Below are 21,348 nucleotides of genomic sequence, written 5' to 3' on the forward strand. Positions count from 1 at the left end.
GAACGTAAAAATTCTTCTCCTTTTTACTAAAAGAACACTGATTTTTTCAATTACTCATAAGAATCATTTCAGTGTCATTTCTGAGTAAAAACAAAGCTTAATCGAATGCAGTTTTAGAAGTCGATGAAAGATTAAGCTTTGTAATTTACTATCAATTTATGTTATGAGAATACATTAAAATCCAATAATTCTCAGGTAAATCCTACGCCTTATATTTTTCTATTTTGAAATAAACCAATATTGTCCCAACAACACAAACAGAATAAATGGAATTAAATAAAATCTATAAAATAGGACGTATTGGAGTAAGTTTAGCTCTTGTTTTTTTAGTGTCATGTAAAACCCAAAAAGAAGTTTCTTTAAAAAAGAAAGAAGTATCAGATATGGTTTATCCTTTATTGGACACAGAAAATTCCAGATGGTTTTACTTCTCATCAGCAAGTCGTCCGTTTGGTATGGTAAACTTAAATCCTGATACCGAAATTAATGGTGATTGGGGAGGCGGTTATAAATATACTACAGATACAGTTAAGGGTTTTAGCCACGTTCACGAATGGCAGATGTCAGGCGTATCAGTAATGCCAGTAACAGTTTCAGAAGAAAACAAACAAACTATTTTCAAAGATTTTTATTCCAAATTCAGTCATCAAACCGAAATTATAACTCCGGGATATCATTCTTTAAAACTGGATCGATATCAGATAATTACAGAATTAACCAGCACGCCAAGAGTTGGATTTCATAAATATACTTTTCCAATAAAGGCACAAAAAGCAGTTCTTTTTAATTTGAATACTATTTTAGGACCTTGCGAAAATACAAACGGAAAATTAGAAAAAAACAATGATTATGAACTTTCCGGATCATTAGTTTTGAGTACCAATTTTAGACGTCCAAAACCATTAACAGTATTTTTTAAAATTAAAACAAATGAACCTGTTACGTCTTTAGAAAGAGACAATGTGACGGGTAATTATTTGGTTAATTTTAATAAAACGTCCCAACAAATATTAATGAAAGTTGGAATATCCTACACCTCAATTGAAAATGCCAATAACAATATTGAAACCGAATTACCACATTGGAATTTTAATAAAACAGTTGCGGATTCCAGAAAAGAATGGAGCAATTTATTGGGAAGAATAAAAATAGAAGGAGGAACAGTATCTGATCAAAGAAGATTTTATACTGATCTATGGCATGCTTTGCAAGGGAGAAAAATGATCAGTGATGCAAATGGAGCTTATCCTGATAACACAGGCGACAAATTCAGAGTTGGACATTTGCCTTTAAATGCTGATGGAAAACCGAAATTCAATCATTATAATTCAGATGCTTTTTGGGGAGCACAATGGACAATAAATAATCTTTGGGGACTTGTATATCCTGAAATTATGGAAGAATTTGTGTACTCTTTAATGCAGTATTATAAAGACGGCGGTATAATTCCGCGTGGTCCTTCAGGAGGAAATGATACGTATGTAATGACAGGAGCCTCGGCAACACCTTTTATTGTTAGCGCGATCCAGAAAGGAATTGTAACACAAGATTTAGAAGCTATTTATATTGCACTCAAAAAAAATCATATGCCGGGCGGTATTATGGAAAAAGCCGGATATGAACACAATACCAATATTGGTGGCGGATTAAAATACTATTTAGAAAAAGGATATGTGCCGTATCCGCTTCCTGAAGGAAATTTTGGAAGCCATGAAGACGGTGCAAGCCAGACTTTAGAATATGCGTATCAGGATTGGACTTTGGCGCAATTGGCTAAAAAACTAAACCATGAAGAAGATTATAAGTATTTCATGAAAAGAGCTGAAAACTATAAAAATATATTTGATGCCAAAACAGGCTGGATGCGTCCGAAAAATGTGGAAGGGAAATGGCGTGAAAATTATGATCCATATCAATATGAAAATGGATTTATAGAATCAAATGGAGCGCAATCAACATGGTTTGTGCCGCATGATATTGAGGGTTTAGCCGTTTTAATGGGAGGAAAAGAAAAAGCTGTCGCAAAATTGAATGCTCAATTTGAAACCGCTAAAAAACAAAAATATACTTCCGGTACATCGCATGATGCAGAATTACATCCTGAATTTAGCAGAATTCCAGTTAATTTTGGAAATCAGCCTTCTATGCAGACATCAAATATTTTTACCGTATTAGGAAGACCGGATTTAACACAATATTGGACAAGAAACGTAGTAAAAGAAACTTTCAGCGGATTATCTCCTTCAACCGGGTATAACGGAGACGAAGACCAGGGATTAATGGGAAGTCTGAATGTATTGCTTAAATTAGGTTTATTTCAAATGAATGGAGGAACAGACAAAGATGCCGTTTATCAAATAGGAAGCCCAATATTTAATAAAATCTCGATTGCATTAAATCCGAAATATTATTCAGGTAAAACATTTGTGATAAAAGCCAATAATAACAATCCTGAAAATGTGTATATAAAAGAGATCAGATACAACAATACAACTGTAAAAGATTTCACTCTTTCGCATAAGGAGATTACCAATGGAGGCGAATTAATTTTAGAAATGTCAGACAAACCATAACCAAAAAATATTAAAATAATGTTGACATAAAATGGTATTTAAGACATAGAAACATAGATTTTATGTCTTTTAAATCTCTCGCAAAGAAACAAAATCGCAAAGATTATGTCATTTCGACGGAGGAGAAATCTCCACGAGAAGCTCGACAAAGATTGGATTGTCGTTACGGAGTTACTTGCGGAGATTTCTCCTCCGTCGAAATGACAATATTGTGTTTAAACTTTGCGTCTTAGCGCCTTTGCGAGATTATTTTTGTTTTATAACAGGTTTAAATTGAAGACATTGCGTTTCTGGACTATGTTTCTCCTATGTTAAAAATAATTACACACAACGAGTTAAAGCTTTAATAAAAAAGATTCAAAAAATAACAATGCAAGAGAAATAACACGACATGAAAATATATACCAAAGCCATATTTTTTTTAGGAATAACAATATGCTGTACTCATCAAATAAATGCCCAAAAGCAGCTTTATAATTACGTCGATCCTATGATTGGATCAGAAGGAGTCGGCAGGGTTTTTATAGGTCCTTCATGTCCTTACGGAATGGTAAAACCAAGTCCGGACTGCACCTCGAGCCCAAACAGTGGCTGGCTTCCGATGCCAAAAGAAGTAACAGGTTTCAGCCAGGTACATGTGAGCGGAACGGGCGGAGGTCCGAAATATGGAAACATTCAGATTATGCCATTTTCTGGTGCTTTGGATAAAATGGACCAGACTTCTTTCAGAGCCGAAGAAAATGTAAAACTGGGTTACTATGAAACTGTTTTCAAAGAAAATAATATTAAAACTGAAATAACGACAGGAGAGAAAGTCTCTTTTTACAGATTTACTTACCCAAAAAATACATCAAAGGAATTAAAGATTGATCCGGGATTTTTTCTGGGAGAAGAAAAGATTCCTGATGCCAGAGAAGCCCAGCAGTTTGTAGGTTCTCAAATCGAAATTGTTTCAGATACAGAAGTGAGAGGATATAGCAGAATCAGAGGAGGCTGGAATAACGGACGCGCTTATACGGTTTATTTTTGGGCAGTTTTCGATCAGCCAATTGCAAAATATGTAACGTTCAAAGACGGAAAGTTCTACAACAATCAAAAAGCACAGTTTGATTCCGGAAAAAAAACTGCTGCCTTGCTTTCTTTCGGAAATACAGGAAAAGAAGAGCTGAATGTCAAAATTGGAATCTCATTTTTAAGCGAATTAAAAGCAAAAAATAATATAGAAATTGAAATTCCGCATTGGGATTTTAATACCGTTTTATCTACTTTAGAAAATAAATGGGAAAACTTATTAAGCCGAATTAAAGTATCTGAAGATACATCAGAAGATTATAAAAAAATGTTCTACACAGGTTTATATCATACTATGATTATGCCTGTTGACCGCACTGGAGAAAATCCGTTATGGACAAATGACGAGCCGTATTATGATGATTTTTATACAATTTGGGATACTTTTAGAACGTCAAGTCCTTTAATTACGCTCATAGATTCTAAACGTAAAGTGGATATCATCAATGCCATGTTGAACATTTACAAACGCGAAGGTTATTTGCCCGAAGGAAGAAGCGGCAACGACAACGGACGAACTCAGGGCGGTTCGAATGCTGAGGTTGTTCTGGCAGATGCATTTGTAAAAAACTTAAAAGGAATAGATTACGAATTGGCTTTACAGGCAATGCTTAAAGACGCCACAGTTCCGCCGGGAGGAAATGAAGAAAAAGAAGGAAGAGGCGGACTAATGGATTACCTGAAATTAGGATACGTTCCTTACGGCACAGACCGCGCAGGAAACAGAACAATTGATTATGCATACAATGATTATAATATTGCCATTGTCGCCAAAGGATTAGGTAAAATGGATTTGTATAATCAGTACATTAAACAAGCCGACAATTGGCAGAATTTATGGCGTTCAGATTATGAAAATAACGGAGCAAAAGGATTTATTATGCCAAAAGACAAAGATGGAAACTGGCTTGATGATGTTGTTTTTGGAGAATCAAAAATCCAGAAACCTACTTTTAAATATACGCCGGTAATTATAGAATCGCCTTGGTATGTCTGCCATTGGTGCGTATTTTTTTACGAAGGAAATTCATGGGAATATTCATTGAGTATTCCGCACGATGTTCCGGAACTGATTCGTAAATCTGGCGGCGAAAAAGCGTTTGAAGACAGATTGAATACTTTCTTTAATTCAGATTTGTATAATGTTGCCAACGAACCTTCATTTTTAACGCCATGTTTGTATCACTGGATCGGAAAACCCTATTTGAGCAGCGACAGAATCAGAACCATTATCAAAAATAATTTCAATACTTCAAGAGAAGGACTTCCCGGCAACGACGATTCGGGTGCGATGTCTTCCTGGCTGGCATTTCACATGATGGGACTGTATCCAAATGCCGGACAGCCTTATTATTTGATCAACACGCCTTTGATAAAAGAAACTATAATGCAATTGGAAAACGGTAAAAAGTTTAAAATCTCAGCTAAAAAAATGAGCGATAAAAACAAATACATAAAAGCGGCATTTTTAAACGGGAAAGCCTATAACAAAGCGTGGATTTTACATGATGATATTAATAACGGAGGAGAATTAGTTTTAGAAATGGATTCGAAACCTTCGGCTTGGGGAACAACAATTTTTCCTCCAAAGAAATAAAAATGATAAACAAGATGAAAAATATAATTTTAGCATTTCTGTTTTTTGCATTTTATCAAACAGGAAGATCTCAGAACTACATTCCAACAATAAAAAATAACACACAGTTACATTATATCTGCAAGCTTCATGGACAAACCAGAACCTTACAGCTTACGGCTGAAACAGCAGACAATACGTTAGCTTTCAAGCTGGAAACAAGAGGCGTAAAAAGCAAAATTGTGATGCTTCCCGAAGCAGTAAAAAACGGAAATACTCTAAGTTTTAATCAGGGAGAATATTCGCCGATTTTAAACTTAAAACCAACGGAAACTTTCTTTATGATTTCCCAGTCGGCTTATCAGGATTTAGTAAAAAACAATTCTTTTGTATATAATAATACGACATATGTTCTGGACAAAAACGAAGATAAAAACGGAGTTTCTATTGACGGAAAATTAATCGATGCGCTGCACGTAATTGCACAGATTGATGAAACAGAAATGTGGATTGTAAAAAATCCTGATTTTCCTTTAGTCTGTAAAATAACTAAAAATCCGCTTGGTATCAATTTTACTTTGGTGAAAGTAGTGGATTAATAAAATGTTTTTACGCAAAGCAGACCTAACAGGTTTTAAAAACCTGTTAGGTCTAACGAAATAAAATAAGCGATTATTAATTTTAGATTCTAATGAGACGCAAAGCAGACCTAACAGGCTTTAAAAACCTGTTAGGTCTATCTATACTATCAAAATAATAAAAAATGTCATTCAAAATTATCTTTTGTTCATTGATTCTTTTAGTTCTGATTTCCTGCAAAACAGAGCAGCATTCTAATGAAAAAAAGATCCAAATCGCTTTTATAGCCGATGTTCATTTACAAGATATTTTTGCAAAATTTGAAGACAACAATTATCAGGGAATCAAAAATCCGGTTACGGGCGAATATGCCAATATCAGAACGATGGATTCCCAACTGCATTCGACCAGAATTTTCAATGAAAATTATTTTGCCTTTTTAGAAGCCTTAAATGATATCGTGAAAAGAGGCATCAAACAAGTTGTACTTCCGGGCGATTTTAGCGATGACGGACAACCTGTTCACGTACGCGGATTACGAAAAATACTCAACGAATATTCCCAAAAATACGGAATCTCATTTTTTGTAACGACCGGGAATCATGATGTTGTAAGACCATTTTCGCAAGATGCCGTTAAAACTGATTTTCTGGGTAAAGGTGGAAAAGAGCAAATTATCAGCAGTTTAGCAAACAATTTCAATAAAAGTAAAAGTGAACTGGAACCAGTCATTACAGCCGATATAAAAAACTGGGGTTATAAGGAAACCATTCACGAAATGAGAGATTTTGGTTTTTTTCCAAAAAAGACTGATTTGTATTGGGAAACGCCTTTTTCAAATTACACATATGAGCATTATAATTTTGAAGAAGCTCAAAAAGAATCTGCTTTAGAAAAAAGAACGTATGTAATTAAAAATACCAATTTGTCTCTTCCGGATGCGAGTTATTTGGTTGAACCAATTAAAGGAATCTGGCTTTTGGCAATTGATGCCAATGCTTATGTGCCGAACGATAAATTATCAGGAAAACCAGATGATCCGCATGATTTTTCTGGAGCGAATACAGGTTATAATAATGTTCTAATTTATAAAAGTCATTTACTAAACTGGGTCAAAAAAGTTTCCGCGGAAGCGAAACAAAAAGGAAAAATACTGATCGCTTTCAGTCATTATCCAATGGTTGAATTTAATGACAATGCATCGCCGGAATTAAAACAGCTATTTGGTGCCGATAAAATGCAATTGCAAAGAGTTCCAGATGAAGCAGTTGCGCAACAATTTGCAGATGCAGGAATTCAGATTCATTTTGGCGGACATATGCATATCAATGATACGGGCGTAAGAACATCAGCAAAAGGAAATACATTGTTTAATATTCAAACGCCATCACTTGCAGCATATATGCCCGCGTATAAAATATTGACCATTCATTCTGCTTCTGAACTTGAAGTTGAAACTGTTGTAATTGGCAAAGTCAATAAATTCAATAGTTTATTTCCTTTTTATGAAGAAGAATATGCTCATTTACAAAATAGTAAAAGCAATTTTATTTGGAATAAAGAAATCTTAAAAGCAAAGGATTATAAAGAATTTACCACTTGGCATTTAAAAGAATTAGTACGATTAAGGTTTTTGCCCGAAGATTTTCCTGCCGAATTTTTAAAGTCAATTGTAAACCTTTCAGGTAAAGATTTATTGCTAATAAATAAAAATGTTTCAGAAATTGATAAAGAGCTGCAATCAAATTCTTTAACAATTTCTGATTTCGAATCATGGACGGGTTTTGATATGATTTTCGATTTTTACCGCTTAAAAAATGCCGATGAATTAGCCATTCCTGAAATCGGAAGCAAGAGATTAAAACAATATGAATTGGTTTGCAGGCAGTTAAAAAAATCAAATGATTCAAAATTGATTTTATGGGCACAAATATTTTTGAAGACCATGAATGGCGAGCCTTCCGATCATTTTAAGATTGATTTAAAAAATAATAAAATTGATAATTTATCTGTTAAATAATTTTGATATTTATTAAATCAAAAAGATTAAATTGCATTTATAATTTATTTTCATGAGACAAAAGCCTTTTATATTATTCTTGTTTTTTGCCATTTTTTATCATTCTTATTCACAGAATATAAAATTTGCGCATTATAATGACAATAATGGATTGTCTCATAATTCAGTACGACATATTGTGCAGGATAAAAAAGGTTTTATGTGGTTTGGAACATTCTCAGGATTAAATCGTTTCGACGGTTATCAGTTCAAAAACTACATGAGTTCTACTCCGGGGAAAAATAAATTGTACAATGACGATATTACAGCTTTAGAACTGGATGAAGAGTCAAATCACTTGTGGATTGGCACTCGAAAAGGACTGACACTTTTTAAAATGGACACTCATGTATTTACTACTTTTTATAATAAAAAAGAAGATCCAAACAGCCTTCCTGACGATGAAGTCAGAGCAGTTTATGTAGATAAATTTAAAAGAGTCTGGGTAGGAACCAAAACAAAAGGAGTGTATTTATTCTTTTTGAAAGAAAACCGATTCGAGAAAATTCAGCTTAAAGGTTTCGATTACGTAAAAGAAATTTTTGAAGACAAAAAAGGCAATATCTGGATTGGAAGTTATGAAAAATCTGGTGTTGCAAAAATAACGATGGATGCAAAAGGAGCAATTGTCAGAATTAACACTTACACGCTTTCTGTTCCAAATTCGAACATAAAAAATCCATATCTTAATTTTATTTATGAAGATGCCAAATCGGATATTTTTGTTGGAACCCGCGAAGGTTTGTACAAATTAGACAAAGCCAGCAATCAATTTGTCAATTTATATATTGAGAATAAAGAGATCAGAGGCGCTTTAGGTCCGTATTTTTTATCAGTTGCCCGTGCTCCTGACGGAAAATATTGGGTTGGAACTTTAGGAGGATTGTTGGTTTGTAATCAATTAGAAGACATTCAAAAAGGAAAATACAAATGGTATTATTCTATTTTATCAGATGATACTTCGCTTATAGATAATTTAATTTCGGCACTTTATTTTGATGCTTCCGGAGTTTTATGGATCGGAACTGAAGACGGATTAGATAAATACGATCCTTATGAAAATCAATTCACTTTAAATAAAGATATATCACGTTCCATAGGAAATCAGGCGCCGCGTATAAGGGGTTTTGCTAAAACCTATGATGAAAAAGTGATTGTGGCAACCTATCATAACGGACTTTTTATTTCTAATATAAAAGGCTCGACTCCTTTGCACAACACGGGAAAAGATATCGCAAGTATTTATTCTGATGACGGAAAGATTTTTTACTGCGGTCTGTGGGATGGTAATATTTTAGTTTACAATTATAGCACAAATTCTTCAAGAGAAATTCAAACAGGATTTGAAAAATCTCCCGTTTTTGCTTTTGCCAAGATTGGAGACGATTCTATGATTGTGGGGTCTTTTGGAGAAGGAGCAGTAATCCTGAATACCAAAACATTGCAAGTAGAGAGTTCAAAAGGAAAACTTTTGCCTGGTTTTCAGATAAATGCGATAGAAAGAGACGTTAAAGATAATGTTTGGTTTGCTACCGAAACCGGAGTTGTAAAATACAACATCAATTCAGGAAAAATAGAAACCTATTCGTCCCTGTTTATCAAAGAAAAAGGAGTACCGCATGATGAAAATGTCAGCGATGTTTTAGTAGATGCAAAAGGAAAAATATGGGCTTCAACACGTTTTGGGCTTTGTTTGTTCAATGCCAGGGAAAACGAATTTGAACCTGTAAAGAAACTTAAAGAACTTTCTGGTAAATGGATTACCGATATTCTATCAGATGCAAATGGAAATTTGTGGCTGAATATCAATAACAATAATATTGCCTTTGTTAAATCTAACTTAAAAGACATTAGTATTTATCATGTAAACAGTGGTAATAGATTGGACGTTTTTAGTTCAAGCGGCTTTTTTTATTTTAATAATTCTAATATTTTTCTTGGAGGTAAAAATGGAATTATTTCTTTTTCACCGCCTGCAATGAAAAGAAATAAATGGTCACCGTTACCTGTTATTTCCGAATTTAAAATTCAGAATGAAGAAGTATTTCCAGAAATGGAGATCAATGGAGAAATTCCGCTTTCAAAAGATTTGAATTATGGAAAAGATATAGAACTGTCACATAAAAACCGCAATTTTTCGATTCAGTTTTCCGCTCCTTCTTTCGCAAATGAAAAACTGAATAAGTTTCAATATATGCTCGAAGGTTTTGATAAACATTGGATTACAGCAAATAGTACTTCGAGAATTGTTCAATATACGAACCTTTATCCCGGAAATTATGTATTCAAAATAAGATCAAGCAACAGCGACGGATATTGGAGCAAAACGGTTTCGTATAAAATAAAAATTCTTCCGCCTTTCTGGTTGACGCCAACTTCTTTTTTACTGTTTTTTGCACTTTTATTTGGCATTTTTTATTTTGTTAGAAAAGAAATAAAAAACCGTATTCGTTTAAAACAAGAACTTCTTACCGAAAAAGTAAACAGAGAACATGATATTAAGTTAAATAATGAAAAGTTGCGTTTCTTCACCAACATTTCGCATGAATTAAGAACGCCGTTGACACTGATTTTAGGTCCCGCAAAACAGCTGTTAGATGAAAGCAGCAACGCAACCGATTATGAAAAAAGCAGATACAATCTAATTTATCAAAATGCCAGCAGATTGCTGAATCTGGTCAATCAGGTATTGGATTTTAGAAAAGCACAATCAGGTGAATTGAAACTGAAAGTGACTAAAACGGATATTCTTGCTTACTCGAAAAATATTTTTGATTCCTTTAAGGAAATGGCTTATAATAAAAAGATTAAGCTCAATTTTATTACTGAAGATAATGAAATAAACGGCTGGCTGGATAACGATAAGTACGATAAAATTCTATATAATTTATTATCGAATGCCCTAAAGTTTACCAACAAAAACGGAAACGTAGATTTGTATATCAGGCTGAAAGATACTGTTGAAGAAATTTTAGTGATCGAAGTTACCGATGATGGAATTGGAATTCCGCTAAAAAGTCAGGATAAAATTTTCAAACGATTTTATCAGGCAACAAACAGTAAAGCCAATAATACCGGATCGGGTATTGGTTTGTCATTGGTAAAATCTTTAGTGGCTATCCATAAAGGAATTATTTCGGTAGAAAGTACACAAGGAAAAGGAAGTACATTTAGGGTCGAAATTCCGATTGACCGTGATTCTTATGAGCATAAAGAGGTGTTTGAATACGCCCTTAAAAATGACAATCTTAGTATGCTGATTCCGGAAAAAGCAGCTAAGAAAATCATCCAGAATACCGATCTTAAAGAGAAAATATTAGTAATTGAAGACAACAGCGAACTTAGAAAATATCTGGTCGACTATTTGTCTGATTATTACAAAGTTTATGACGCAGAAAACGGAGAAGAAGGTTTGAAAATCTGCCGACAAATTAAACCAATTTTATGTGTTGCCGATGTTATGATGCCCGTTATGGACGGATTAGAGTTTTGCCGACAACTTAAAAATGATGAATTCATTAGTCATATTCCGGTTGTGATGCTTACTGCGCTTTCCGAAAATATGGATAAAGTAAAAGGGTATGACATGGGTGCTGATGGATATTTAGTTAAACCTTTTGAGCCATTATTACTTAAAACGGTGATTGAAAATATGATCAAATCAAGATTAGAACTTAAACAAAAATTCTCCGGCGAAGTAGAAGGCAAAATAAGTATGCTGACACATTCTCCAATAGATGAGGAATTTATGGAAAAAGTGACGAATCTTATCAATGATAACTTAAGTGAAGTAGATCTTTCTACGGAATTACTATGCGATAAATTGGGCGTGAGTTCTTCTAAATTATATCGAAAAATTAAGGAATTGACCGATTTGGCGCCAAATGAATTTATTAGAACTATTCGCTTAAAAAAATCAGCAGAACTCCTTAAAACCAAAAAGTATAATGTTTCTGAAGTAACCAATCTCGTAGGTTTCAACGATCCTTTATATTTCAGTAGATGTTTTAAAAAACAATTTGGTTTCCCGCCAAGCAAATTAATCAATTAATTATGCTAATCAAGAGTTCAGATGTGCCTTTAGGCACTACATATTGGTAGAAAACAAGAACAGAAATGTATTTAGCGTGCCGTAGGTACGCAATAGTTATCATTTGTTGCGTACCTACGGCACGCCAATGTATTACGAACCTAATTGCTACCAATATGTAGTGCCTATAGGCACAAATTGCAGACTTTAAATCTTTGATTGGCATTAATTATACAGCCACAAATTTTTTTGACAAATCTTTTGAAGAACATAGCCCAAGGTTTCAACCTTGGGAGCACAATGCAAATCCGCAATGCATATCCGTAAACAAATTTTCCTTCACGATGTCTCCCATGGTTGAAACCACGGGCTATGGTTGAAATGCTATAAAATCAAATAATTAGCTAAAAAAACATGTAAAAATCCTATAATAATCAAAATCATCCATGTTTTTGATGTATTAATCCATTTTGAACGGTGTAGGTAATTCTATTTTTGTCTTATAACTTATAACTTTTTAGCACTATGAAAAAGCATATAGACACAGATAATCCGTTGAATAATTTAGATGAATGGGAAGACGATTTGTTATTGCGATATCCTGATCCTTCTGAAAGTACGCCGGAAAAAACAAAAGAAGAATTCAGGAATTATGTCGATTCGGAAAGAGTAGAAACGGTTAAGGAATTTTACAGAATTAACCATATCTATCAAACGTATGATTTTGTGTGCAGCAAAGAGCAGGAGTTTTTACAATTCAATAAAAAGGAAATGTCAATTTGGGAAGCCGTTGATTTTTTAAATACTCTTGTAGACGACAGCGATCCGGATATTGATTTAGATCAAACACAGCACCTTTTGCAAACTTCTGAAGCTATTAGAGCAGATGGTCATCCGGATTGGTTTGTGCTAACGGGTTTTATTCATGATTTGGGTAAAATTCTATGTTTGTTCGGAGAACCGCAGTGGGCAGTTGTTGGTGATACATTTCCGGTTGGGTGTGCCTATTCAGACAAGATTGTTTACCCAGAGTTTTTTAAAGAAAATCCAGATTATACAGACGAAAGATTCAATACCAAATTTGGTGTTTACACAGAAAATTGCGGACTGGATAATGTAAAAATGAGTTGGGGACATGACGAATATCTGTATCAGATTATGAAAGATTATCTCCCGGATCCGGCTTTATACATGATTCGTTATCATTCCTTTTATTCACAGCATAAAGAAAATGCGTATGCCCACTTAATGAATGAAAAAGATATAGAAATGTTTGACTGGGTACGAAAGTTCAATCCGTACGATTTATATACCAAAGCTCCCGTTAAACCAGATGTAAAAGCATTACTTCCTTATTATAAAGAATTAGTGGCCAAATATTTACCTGAAAAGTTGAATTTCTAGAAATATCAAAAAGTTCGTTTGAAAGCTATCTAAAACCACAATAATGCATAAAACCAAAACCAAAATACTTTTATTAAGCCTGTTGCTTTGTATCACTTTTGTTTCGGCTCAGGAAAAAGAGCATAACGATTGGGAAAATCCTCAAGTATTTCAAATTAACAGAGAACCGGCGCGCGCTGCTTTTCTTCCTTATGCAGATGAAATTTCTGCTATAAGCGATAGATATGAAAATTCACCTTGGTATTTTTCTTTAAATGGTAAATGGAAATTTTCCTGGTCGCCAACGCCAGATCAGCGTCCAAAGGATTTTTACAAAACGGATTTCAGTACTTTAAATTGGAAGGAACTTCAGGTGCCATCCAATTGGGAACTAAATGGTTACGGAATACCAATTTATACCAATATTACCTATCCTTTTGAAAGAAATCCGCCTTTTATCAATCATTCGGATAATCCTGTAGGGTCTTATAAAAAAGATTTTGTATTGCCGGAAAATTGGAAAAACCGACATGTTTTTCTTCATTTTGAAGCAGGAACATCAGCTATGTATATTTGGGTGAATGGTGAAAAAGTTGGTTATACTGAAAATACTAAAAGTCCTGCAGAATTTGATATTTCTAAATATTTAAAACCTGGAAAAAATAATCTTGCAGTAGAAGTATACAGATGGAGCGATGGTTCTTATCTCGAAGATCAGGATTTCTGGAGACTTTCCGGAATCGACAGAAATGTTTATTTGTACAGTACCGATAATGTTCGTATTTCAGATTTTTTTGCCAAACCAGATTTAGATGCGAAGTATAAAAACGGAAGTTTAAATGTAGAAGTAAGTTTAAAAAATCTGACTTCAACTGCTGTTAACAATCAAAAGTTGGTTGCAAAATTGGTAGATGCTTCAGGAAAAAATGTTTTTAGCAAAGAGATCAATGTCAATTTTGAAGCGTCTAAAATTCAGACAATTAATTTTGCTCAGAAGGTATCCAATCCAAAATTATGGAGTAATGAAACGCCAAATTTATACACATTGCTTTTGACCTTAAAAAATGAAAAAGGCGATATAATAGAAACTGTTTCTTCTCAAATCGGATTTAGAAAAGTAGAATTAAAAGGAGGACAATTATTGGTAAATGGAGTTCGATTGATGGTTCGTGGCGTAAATATTCATGAACATAATCCGGTAACCGGACATTATCAGGACGAAGCTACGATGATGAAAGACATTAGGTTGATGAAGCAGATGAACATTAATTCAGTACGCTGTAGTCATTATCCGAACAATATTTTGTGGGTAAAATTGTGCAACAAATACGGTTTGTTTTTGGTCGATGAAGCCAATATCGAAAGCCATGGAATGGGAGTTGAAGGACAGCCTTTAATTTGGATGAATCCAAAAACTAATCCCGGTTATCTTCCAGAATGGAGAGAAGCACATTTGGACAGGATTTATAGTCTTGTTGAAAGAGATAAAAATATGCCGTCTGTAATTCTTTGGTCATTGGGTAATGAAAGTGCCAATGGACCAGTATTTCATGAAGCCTATAAATGGATTAAAAAAAGAGATAATACCAGATTGGTTCAGTTTGAGCAGGCAAAAGAAAATGAAAATACAGATATTGTCTGCCCGATGTATCCAACAATTGCTTACATGAAAGAATATGCGGCACGTAAAGAAGTAACTCGTCCTTATATCATGTGTGAGTATTCGCATGCAATGGGAAACAGCAATGGTAATTTTCAGGAATATTGGGATATCATTCGCGGAAGCAAAAATATGCAGGGCGGTTTTATCTGGGACTGGGTAGATCAGGGATTTGAGAGAGAAGATGAAAACGGCAGAAAATACTGGGCTTATGGAGGTGATATGGGAAGCCAGAATTATACAAATGATGAAAATGATTGCAATAATGGATTAGTTATGCCGGATAGAACACCAAATCCTGGTGCGTTTGAGGTTAAAAAAGTATATCAGGATATTTTGTTTGAAGCTGTAGATGTTAAAAACGGAGTTATTGAAATTATAAACGATTTTGGATTTACAAACCTGAATAAATACAACTTCAAATATCAGGTTTTAGAAAACGGTAAAGTAATTAAAGAAAGTAGCATTGATGTCGCTATAAATCCGAAAACAAAAAAACAGTTTAAGCTTGACTTACCAAAATTACAGTCAAAAGAAGGAACAGAATATTTATTGAATGTTTTTGCTTACACTAAAATAGGTTCGGAGTTACTGCCGCAAAATTTTGAAATTGCCAAAGAACAGTTTGTAATCGAAGACTCCAATTATTTTACAAAATCAGAAAAAGTAAATACTGCTAAAATTCAGGATGAAAAAGATCAGTTTGTGTTGACTTCAGATAATGTTATCGTGAAAATAAGTAAGTCAACAGGATTAATTTCTTATTACAGTTTAAAAGGCGAGGAGTACTTTAAACAATACCCTGAACCTAATTTCTGGAGAGCACCGACCGATAATGATCTGGGAAATAAAATGGAGATTAGAGCGAATGTATGGAGAACAGCGGGTAAAAATACCACATTAGAAAGCATACAGCAGAAGGAGGAAAATGGACAGCAATATGTTGTTGCAAAATTGAAACTGAACGATGTTGCTTCTGATTATACAATCAAATATGCATTAAGAAATGACGGTGCTTTAGAAATAGCAGCTTCTTATAAAAAAGGCAATAATCCAGTACCGGAATTACCACGTTTCGGAATGATTTTTACTTTGAAAAATACGTTAGAAAATCTGGATTATTACGGAAGAGGACCTTTAGAAAATTATTCGGACAGAAAAACAGCTGCACTCAAAGGAATTTATTACAGTAAAGTTGCAGACCAGTATGTGCCTTATATACGTCCACAGGAAAATGGATACAAGACAGATGTACGCTGGTTTAAATTGTCAGGTAATAAAGGAAATGGCTTCGAAATAAAAGGTCTGCAGCCTTTAGGCATGAGTACTTTGAATAATTATCCGAGTGATTTTGACGCAGGACTTTCTAAAAAGAATATTCATTCCAGCGACATTACGCCTCGAAGTGAAATTGTAGTTTGTGTTGATTTAACACAGCGCGGATTAGGAGGAGACAACAGCTGGGGATTGCCACCGCACGCACAATATGTATTGACGCAAAGTGAATACAGCTACGGATTTGTTATTAAACCAATTTTTTAAAAAGTGATCAGTCTCAGTCTCAGTTTTCAGTCACAGTTTACACTGAATACTAAAAAAGTTTACAGTTTACAGTCACAGATTGGCACTGAAAACTGCGACTGCGACTGAAAACTGAACACTAACTACTGACCACTGAATACTAAAAAAAATGAGTAACCCTACAAATGGAAGATTAATTTCTTTAGATGCGCTTCGCGGATTTGTTATGTTTTGGATTATGAGCGGAGAACATATCATTCATGCTCTGGCAAAAGCTGCCCCAATTCCTGTTTTTATCTGGATGTCGTCACAATTGCATCACGCAGAATGGAACGGGATTACATTTTATGATATGATTTTTCCTGTGTTTCTGTTTGTTGCAGGAGTTTCAATGCCATATTCTTTTGAAAAGAAAATACAGCTTGCAGGGGTTAAAACTGCAAAAGATTTACCAGGAAACGAAAAGCGAAAAATATACTTATCAATGCTTAAAAGAACCAGTATTTTATTGGTTTTAGGATTTGTAGTAAATGGAATATTGCGATTTGACGGTTTCGATCATACACGTTTTGCAAGTGTTTTAGGAAGAATTGGACTGGCTTGGTTTTTTGCCGGAATCATCTATTTGAATTTTGATTTTAAAAAACAGCTAATCTGGTTTTTCGGTATTTTGATTGGTTATTACGCTGCAATGAAATGGATTCCCGTACCGGATTTTGGTGCTGGAGTTTTAACTAAAGAGGGATCATTAGAAGGATATATTGATCGTTTGTTTTTACCGGGCAGACTTCACAGCACCGTTTATGATCCCGAAGGAATATTTTCTACTATACCTGCAATTGCTACAGCTTTGTTAGGTGTTTTTACAGGAACATTTTTAAAAGCAAAATATTCTTATTCTGTAAAAGAAAAATTGCTTTTAATGACCCTTACAGCAGTGGTACTGATTATTGCAGGATTACTTTGGGATATTAATTTTCCAATCAATAAACACTTATGGACGAGTTCGTTTGTGTTTTTTGTTGGCGGATTCAGCATACTGTTTTTTGTCTTTTTTTATTTGATAATTGATTTGTTCGGTTTTCATAAATGGGCATTTCCGTTAATTTTAATAGGTTCAAATTCTATTTTAATTTACATCGCCGCTGAAGGTTTAGTCGATTTTAAACATACCGCAGATTATGTTTTTGGAGGACTTATACAATATACGCCAATTGTTTGGCAGCCTTTTTTTGCCGCTTTATCTGTAACAGTTGTACAGCTTATTTTACTTTATTTTCTCTATAAGAAAAAATGGTTTCTAAAAATTTAGAATAAATAATGTAAATCAAGAGTTGAGATGCGCCTTTAGGTACTACATATTGGTAAAAAAACAGGAATACAAAGGAATTCGGCGTGCCGTAGGTACGCAATAGTTATCGTTTTGTTGCGTACCTACGGCACAAATTGCAGACTTTCAACTCTTGATTGGCATAAATCTTAAAATACATTTTACTAACTAACCACACAATAACCACAACATTATGAATGTATTACAAACCGCAGATTACATTGTTTTCTTTATTTACTTTGTTATAGTCACCGCTTATGGAATGTATATTTACAGAAGCAAGAAAACTGCAGCAACAAGCTCAAATGAATATTTTTTAGCAGAAGGATCACTTACCTGGTGGGCAATTGGAGCATCGCTTATAGCTTCTAATATTTCAGCAGAACATTTTATCGGTATGAGTGGTTCGGGTTTCGCCATCGGACTTGCGATTGCTTCTTATGAATGGATGTCTGCTGCTACATTGATTATCGTGGCGATGTTTATTTTACCAATTTATCTTAAGAACAAAATATTTACCATGCCGCAATTTCTAGCCAAAAGATACAGCGGAACAGTAAGTACCATTATGGCTGTTATTTGGCTCTTAATTTATGTATTTGTAAATCTTACTTCTATAATTTACTTAGGAGCTTTGGCGATTTCATCAATTGCTCCGGTCAGCTTTCAGTTTTGTGTTATTGCGCTGAGTTTATTCTCAGTGATTGTAACTTTAGGCGGAATGAAAGTAATTGGATATACAGATATGTTTCAGGTTATCGTGTTAATTCTTGGAGGATTAGTAACAACTTATTTAGCATTGACTTTACTTTCAGATCAGTTTGGTTTTGGAAAAGATATTTTAAAAGGACTTGCTATTATTGCAGATGAAGCGCCGGGACATTTGCATATGATATTAGACAAATCAAATCCGCATTATAATGAATTGCCGGGAATGTCTGTTTTGGTCGGCGGTATGTTAATCAATAATCTGGCGTATTGGGGATGCAATCAATATATTGTTCAAAGAGCTTTAGGAGCCGATTTGAAAACTGCCCGCAAGGGAATTTTATTTGCTGCTTTTCTAAAATTATTAGTACCTATTATTGCCGTTTTACCGGGAATTGCCATGTTTGTAATGCATTCAAACGGAATGTTTCAGCAGGAAATGGTTGACGCCGCTGGAGTTTTAAAACCAGATCATGCGTATCCTACTTTAATGAATTTACTTCCTGCTGGATTAAAAGGTGTAGCTCTGGCAGCTTTAACGGCAGCAATTGTAGCTTCTTTGGCTGGAAAAGCAAATAGTATTTCGACTATTTTTTCTTTAGATATTTATAAAAAATATTTCAATTCTCAGGCATCAGAAAAAAAGCTGGTTCGTACAGGAAGATGGTGCGTTGTAGTTTGTATGATTATAGCAGCTTTTGTAGCGCCGGCATTAAAATCATTAGATCAGGCGTATCAATTTATACAAGAATATGTGGGATTCTTTTCGCCGGGAGTTTTAGCGGTTTTCTTATTGGGAATGTTCTGGAAAAAAACAACTCCTTCAGCAGGACTTGCAGGTGCATTATTAACAGTACCACTAGCCGCAATATTGAAATTCCTGCCTATGTGGACAGATGGCGCTTTTCCTGATTACCCTTTCTTAGACAGAATGACTATTGTTTTCTTCTTAATTGTGTTTATAATGGTTGGCATTAGTCTGGCAAAACCAGCTTCGGAACAAGAGACTGAAATTCATGCAATAGAAGTCGATAACGGTATGTTTAAAGTCTCTTCAGAGTTTATCGTTGGATCATTTATTATCTGTGGAATATTAGTGGCTTTATATACTGTTTTCTGGTAATTTTTAATAGTTATAAAGATGAAATGATTTCTTGCAAAGACGCAAAAGCGCAAAGTTTTTTTTAGAATTATATAACTAATAAGTCAATTAAGGAAAAACTTAAATTATCTTAAATCGCTTATATGGTTTGCTTTTAATTAGCGACTCTGAGCCTTTGCGAGATTAAAAAGTAAAAAGAGATGAAAAGAAATTTTATAATCGCACTGCTTATTTTTTGTATTTCAGTAACCGTTTCGGCACAAAAGATATTTGATATTAAAAAATATGGCGCTGTAGGAGATGGTAAAACTTTAAATACAAAAGCAATCCAGAAAGCGATCGATGCGGCTAACAAAAATAAAGGAGGAAAAGTTGTTTTTTCTAAAGGTAAATTTCTATCCGGAAGTATTGTTTTAAAAAACGGAGTTGAATTGTTTTTTGAAGAAGGAGCAGTTTTGTTAGGAAGTACCAATCCAGATGATTATCCTAAATATGAAGGAATAAGAGCATTGATTGTAGCAAATGAATCAAAAAATATTGCTGTAAAAGGAAAAGGAATTATAGACGGACAAGGAAGAGAACTGGCATTGGCAATCGATAGTCTACATCATACCGGAGTTCGAATTGATCCAAAATATAATTACAGAAGAATGCGCCCTGAAGACGGAAGAGGAAAGCTGATTTCGTTTGTAAAATGTGATTCTATAACGATGATTAATATCACATTAAAAAACAGTCCGGGTTGGGTGCAATGCTTCAGCGAATGCAAGAATATTACAATTGATTCTATGAAAGTCAATAGTACTGCTTATTGGAACAATGACGGAATTGACGTTGACGGTTGCGAAAATGTTCGAATTACCAATTGTAATGTAAATGCAGCAGATGATGGTATTTGTCTAAAATCAGAATCACCGGGATTGCAAAACAATAACATTTATATTGGAAATTGTACCATTAGATCGAGTGCCAATGCGGTAAAATTTGGAACAGGTTCTTACTGCAGTTTTAAAAACGTAACCATTGAGAATATCAAGGTTTTTGATACTTTCAGATCAGCAATTGCGATTGAATCTGTAGATGGTGCCGAAATTGAAAATATCAATGTTTCAAATATTACAGCCGTAAATACTGGAAATGCAATATTGATTCGATTAGGACACAGAAATGGAGATAAACCGGGATATATCAAAAATGTATCAATTAAGAATGTAAAAGTGCAGGTTCCTTTTGGGCGTCCAGATATTGATTATGATATGCGCGGACCAGAAGTAGATTATTTCCATAATCCGTTTCCGGCTTCTATTGCTGGGATTCCGGGGCATTTGGTAGAAAATGTGACTTTAGAAAACATCGAAATTACTTATCCCGGAAGAGCTTCAAAAGGAATGGCGTATCATCCTTTAAGCAGATTAAAAGATGTAAAAGAAAACATAAACGGTTATCCAGAATTTACCATGTTTGGAGAATTACCATCTTGGGGATTTTATGTACGTCACGTAAACGGAATCGAAATGAAGAATATTAAACTGATTTTGGAAAAAGATGATTTTCGTCCCGCTTTTGTTTTTGATGATGTAAAAAATCTAACAATGAAAGCGATTGATATTCCTTCGGATAAAATCAACCAGATTGTTTTTAAAGATGTTTCATCAAGTAATCTGGATAGTGAATCTTTAAAAAGAAAAATAGAACCAGAGCAAAATAAATTTGAATTACCTGCGCATTGAAATTTTGCTACAAAGGCGCGAAGACG

Annotated in this window: 10 protein-coding genes; all 10 read left to right on the forward strand. The window is 34.2% G+C overall.

The window, feature by feature from the left end; translation table 11 throughout:
* The first annotated feature begins 266 nt into the window (after positions 1 to 266).
* The 10 genes from C8C83_RS18735 (at position 267) to C8C83_RS18780 (ending at position 21,322) form a co-directional block, all read left to right on the forward strand.
* Complete coding sequence (locus tag C8C83_RS18735) at positions 267 to 2,573, forward strand: GH92 family glycosyl hydrolase (RefSeq protein WP_121330119.1); 2,307 nt, start codon at positions 267 to 269, stop codon at positions 2,571 to 2,573.
* A gap of 391 nt (positions 2,574 to 2,964) precedes the next feature.
* Entirely contained in the window at positions 2,965 to 5,241 is a 2,277-nt protein-coding gene (locus C8C83_RS18740) for a GH92 family glycosyl hydrolase (protein WP_132011846.1), read from the forward strand.
* Between the two features lie 14 nt (positions 5,242 to 5,255).
* Positions 5,256 to 5,819 carry a hypothetical protein gene (locus C8C83_RS18745; protein WP_121330120.1) on the forward strand — a complete coding sequence of 188 codons (564 nt, stop codon included), beginning with the start codon at positions 5,256 to 5,258 and terminating at the stop codon, positions 5,817 to 5,819.
* 164 nt (positions 5,820 to 5,983) lie between these two features.
* Positions 5,984 to 7,819 (forward strand): metallophosphoesterase, encoded by a 1,836-nt coding sequence (locus tag C8C83_RS18750; protein ID WP_121330121.1) that lies wholly within the window; start codon positions 5,984 to 5,986, stop codon positions 7,817 to 7,819.
* Positions 7,820 to 7,871: 52 nt separating this feature from the next.
* Positions 7,872 to 11,909 carry a two-component regulator propeller domain-containing protein gene (locus tag C8C83_RS18755; RefSeq protein WP_121330122.1) on the forward strand — a complete coding sequence of 1,346 codons (4,038 nt, stop codon included), beginning with the start codon at positions 7,872 to 7,874 and terminating at the stop codon, positions 11,907 to 11,909.
* 504 nt (positions 11,910 to 12,413) lie between these two features.
* On the forward strand, positions 12,414 to 13,292 hold the full coding sequence (locus tag C8C83_RS18760) for an inositol oxygenase family protein (protein WP_121330124.1): 879 nt from the start codon (positions 12,414 to 12,416) through the stop codon (positions 13,290 to 13,292).
* Positions 13,293 to 13,335: 43 nt separating this feature from the next.
* Positions 13,336 to 16,473, forward strand: coding sequence for a glycoside hydrolase family 2 TIM barrel-domain containing protein (locus tag C8C83_RS18765; RefSeq protein WP_121330125.1), 3,138 nt, complete (start codon positions 13,336 to 13,338; stop codon positions 16,471 to 16,473).
* Positions 16,474 to 16,621: 148 nt separating this feature from the next.
* Positions 16,622 to 17,764: a DUF5009 domain-containing protein gene (locus C8C83_RS18770; protein WP_121330126.1), complete on the forward strand. Its 1,143-nt coding sequence runs from the start codon at positions 16,622 to 16,624 to the stop codon at positions 17,762 to 17,764.
* Between the two features lie 211 nt (positions 17,765 to 17,975).
* Positions 17,976 to 19,613, forward strand: coding sequence for a sodium/sugar symporter (locus C8C83_RS18775; RefSeq protein ID WP_132011847.1), 1,638 nt, complete (start codon positions 17,976 to 17,978; stop codon positions 19,611 to 19,613).
* Positions 19,614 to 19,792: 179 nt separating this feature from the next.
* Positions 19,793 to 21,322, forward strand: coding sequence for a glycosyl hydrolase family 28 protein (locus C8C83_RS18780; RefSeq protein ID WP_121330127.1), 1,530 nt, complete (start codon positions 19,793 to 19,795; stop codon positions 21,320 to 21,322).
* The last annotated feature ends 26 nt before the right edge of the window (positions 21,323 to 21,348 follow it).

It is taken from the genome of Flavobacterium sp. 90 (genome assembly GCF_004339525.1).
Lineage (GTDB): Bacteria > Bacteroidota > Bacteroidia > Flavobacteriales > Flavobacteriaceae > Flavobacterium.

Excerpts from the sequence above, each read along its gene's own strand:
- C8C83_RS18735 (WP_121330119.1), top strand. The coding sequence starts at position 267 with ATGGAATTAAATAAAATCTATAAAATAGGACGTATTGGAGTAAGTTTA.
- C8C83_RS18740 (WP_132011846.1), top strand. The coding sequence starts at position 2,965 with ATGAAAATATATACCAAAGCCATATTTTTTTTAGGAATAACAATATGC.
- C8C83_RS18745 (WP_121330120.1), top strand. The coding sequence starts at position 5,256 with ATGAAAAATATAATTTTAGCATTTCTGTTTTTTGCATTTTATCAAACA.
- C8C83_RS18750 (WP_121330121.1), top strand. The coding sequence starts at position 5,984 with ATGTCATTCAAAATTATCTTTTGTTCATTGATTCTTTTAGTTCTGATT.
- C8C83_RS18755 (WP_121330122.1), top strand. The coding sequence starts at position 7,872 with ATGAGACAAAAGCCTTTTATATTATTCTTGTTTTTTGCCATTTTTTAT.
- C8C83_RS18760 (WP_121330124.1), top strand. The coding sequence starts at position 12,414 with ATGAAAAAGCATATAGACACAGATAATCCGTTGAATAATTTAGATGAA.
- C8C83_RS18765 (WP_121330125.1), top strand. The coding sequence starts at position 13,336 with ATGCATAAAACCAAAACCAAAATACTTTTATTAAGCCTGTTGCTTTGT.
- C8C83_RS18770 (WP_121330126.1), top strand. The coding sequence starts at position 16,622 with ATGAGTAACCCTACAAATGGAAGATTAATTTCTTTAGATGCGCTTCGC.
- C8C83_RS18775 (WP_132011847.1), top strand. The coding sequence starts at position 17,976 with ATGAATGTATTACAAACCGCAGATTACATTGTTTTCTTTATTTACTTT.
- C8C83_RS18780 (WP_121330127.1), top strand. The coding sequence starts at position 19,793 with ATGAAAAGAAATTTTATAATCGCACTGCTTATTTTTTGTATTTCAGTA.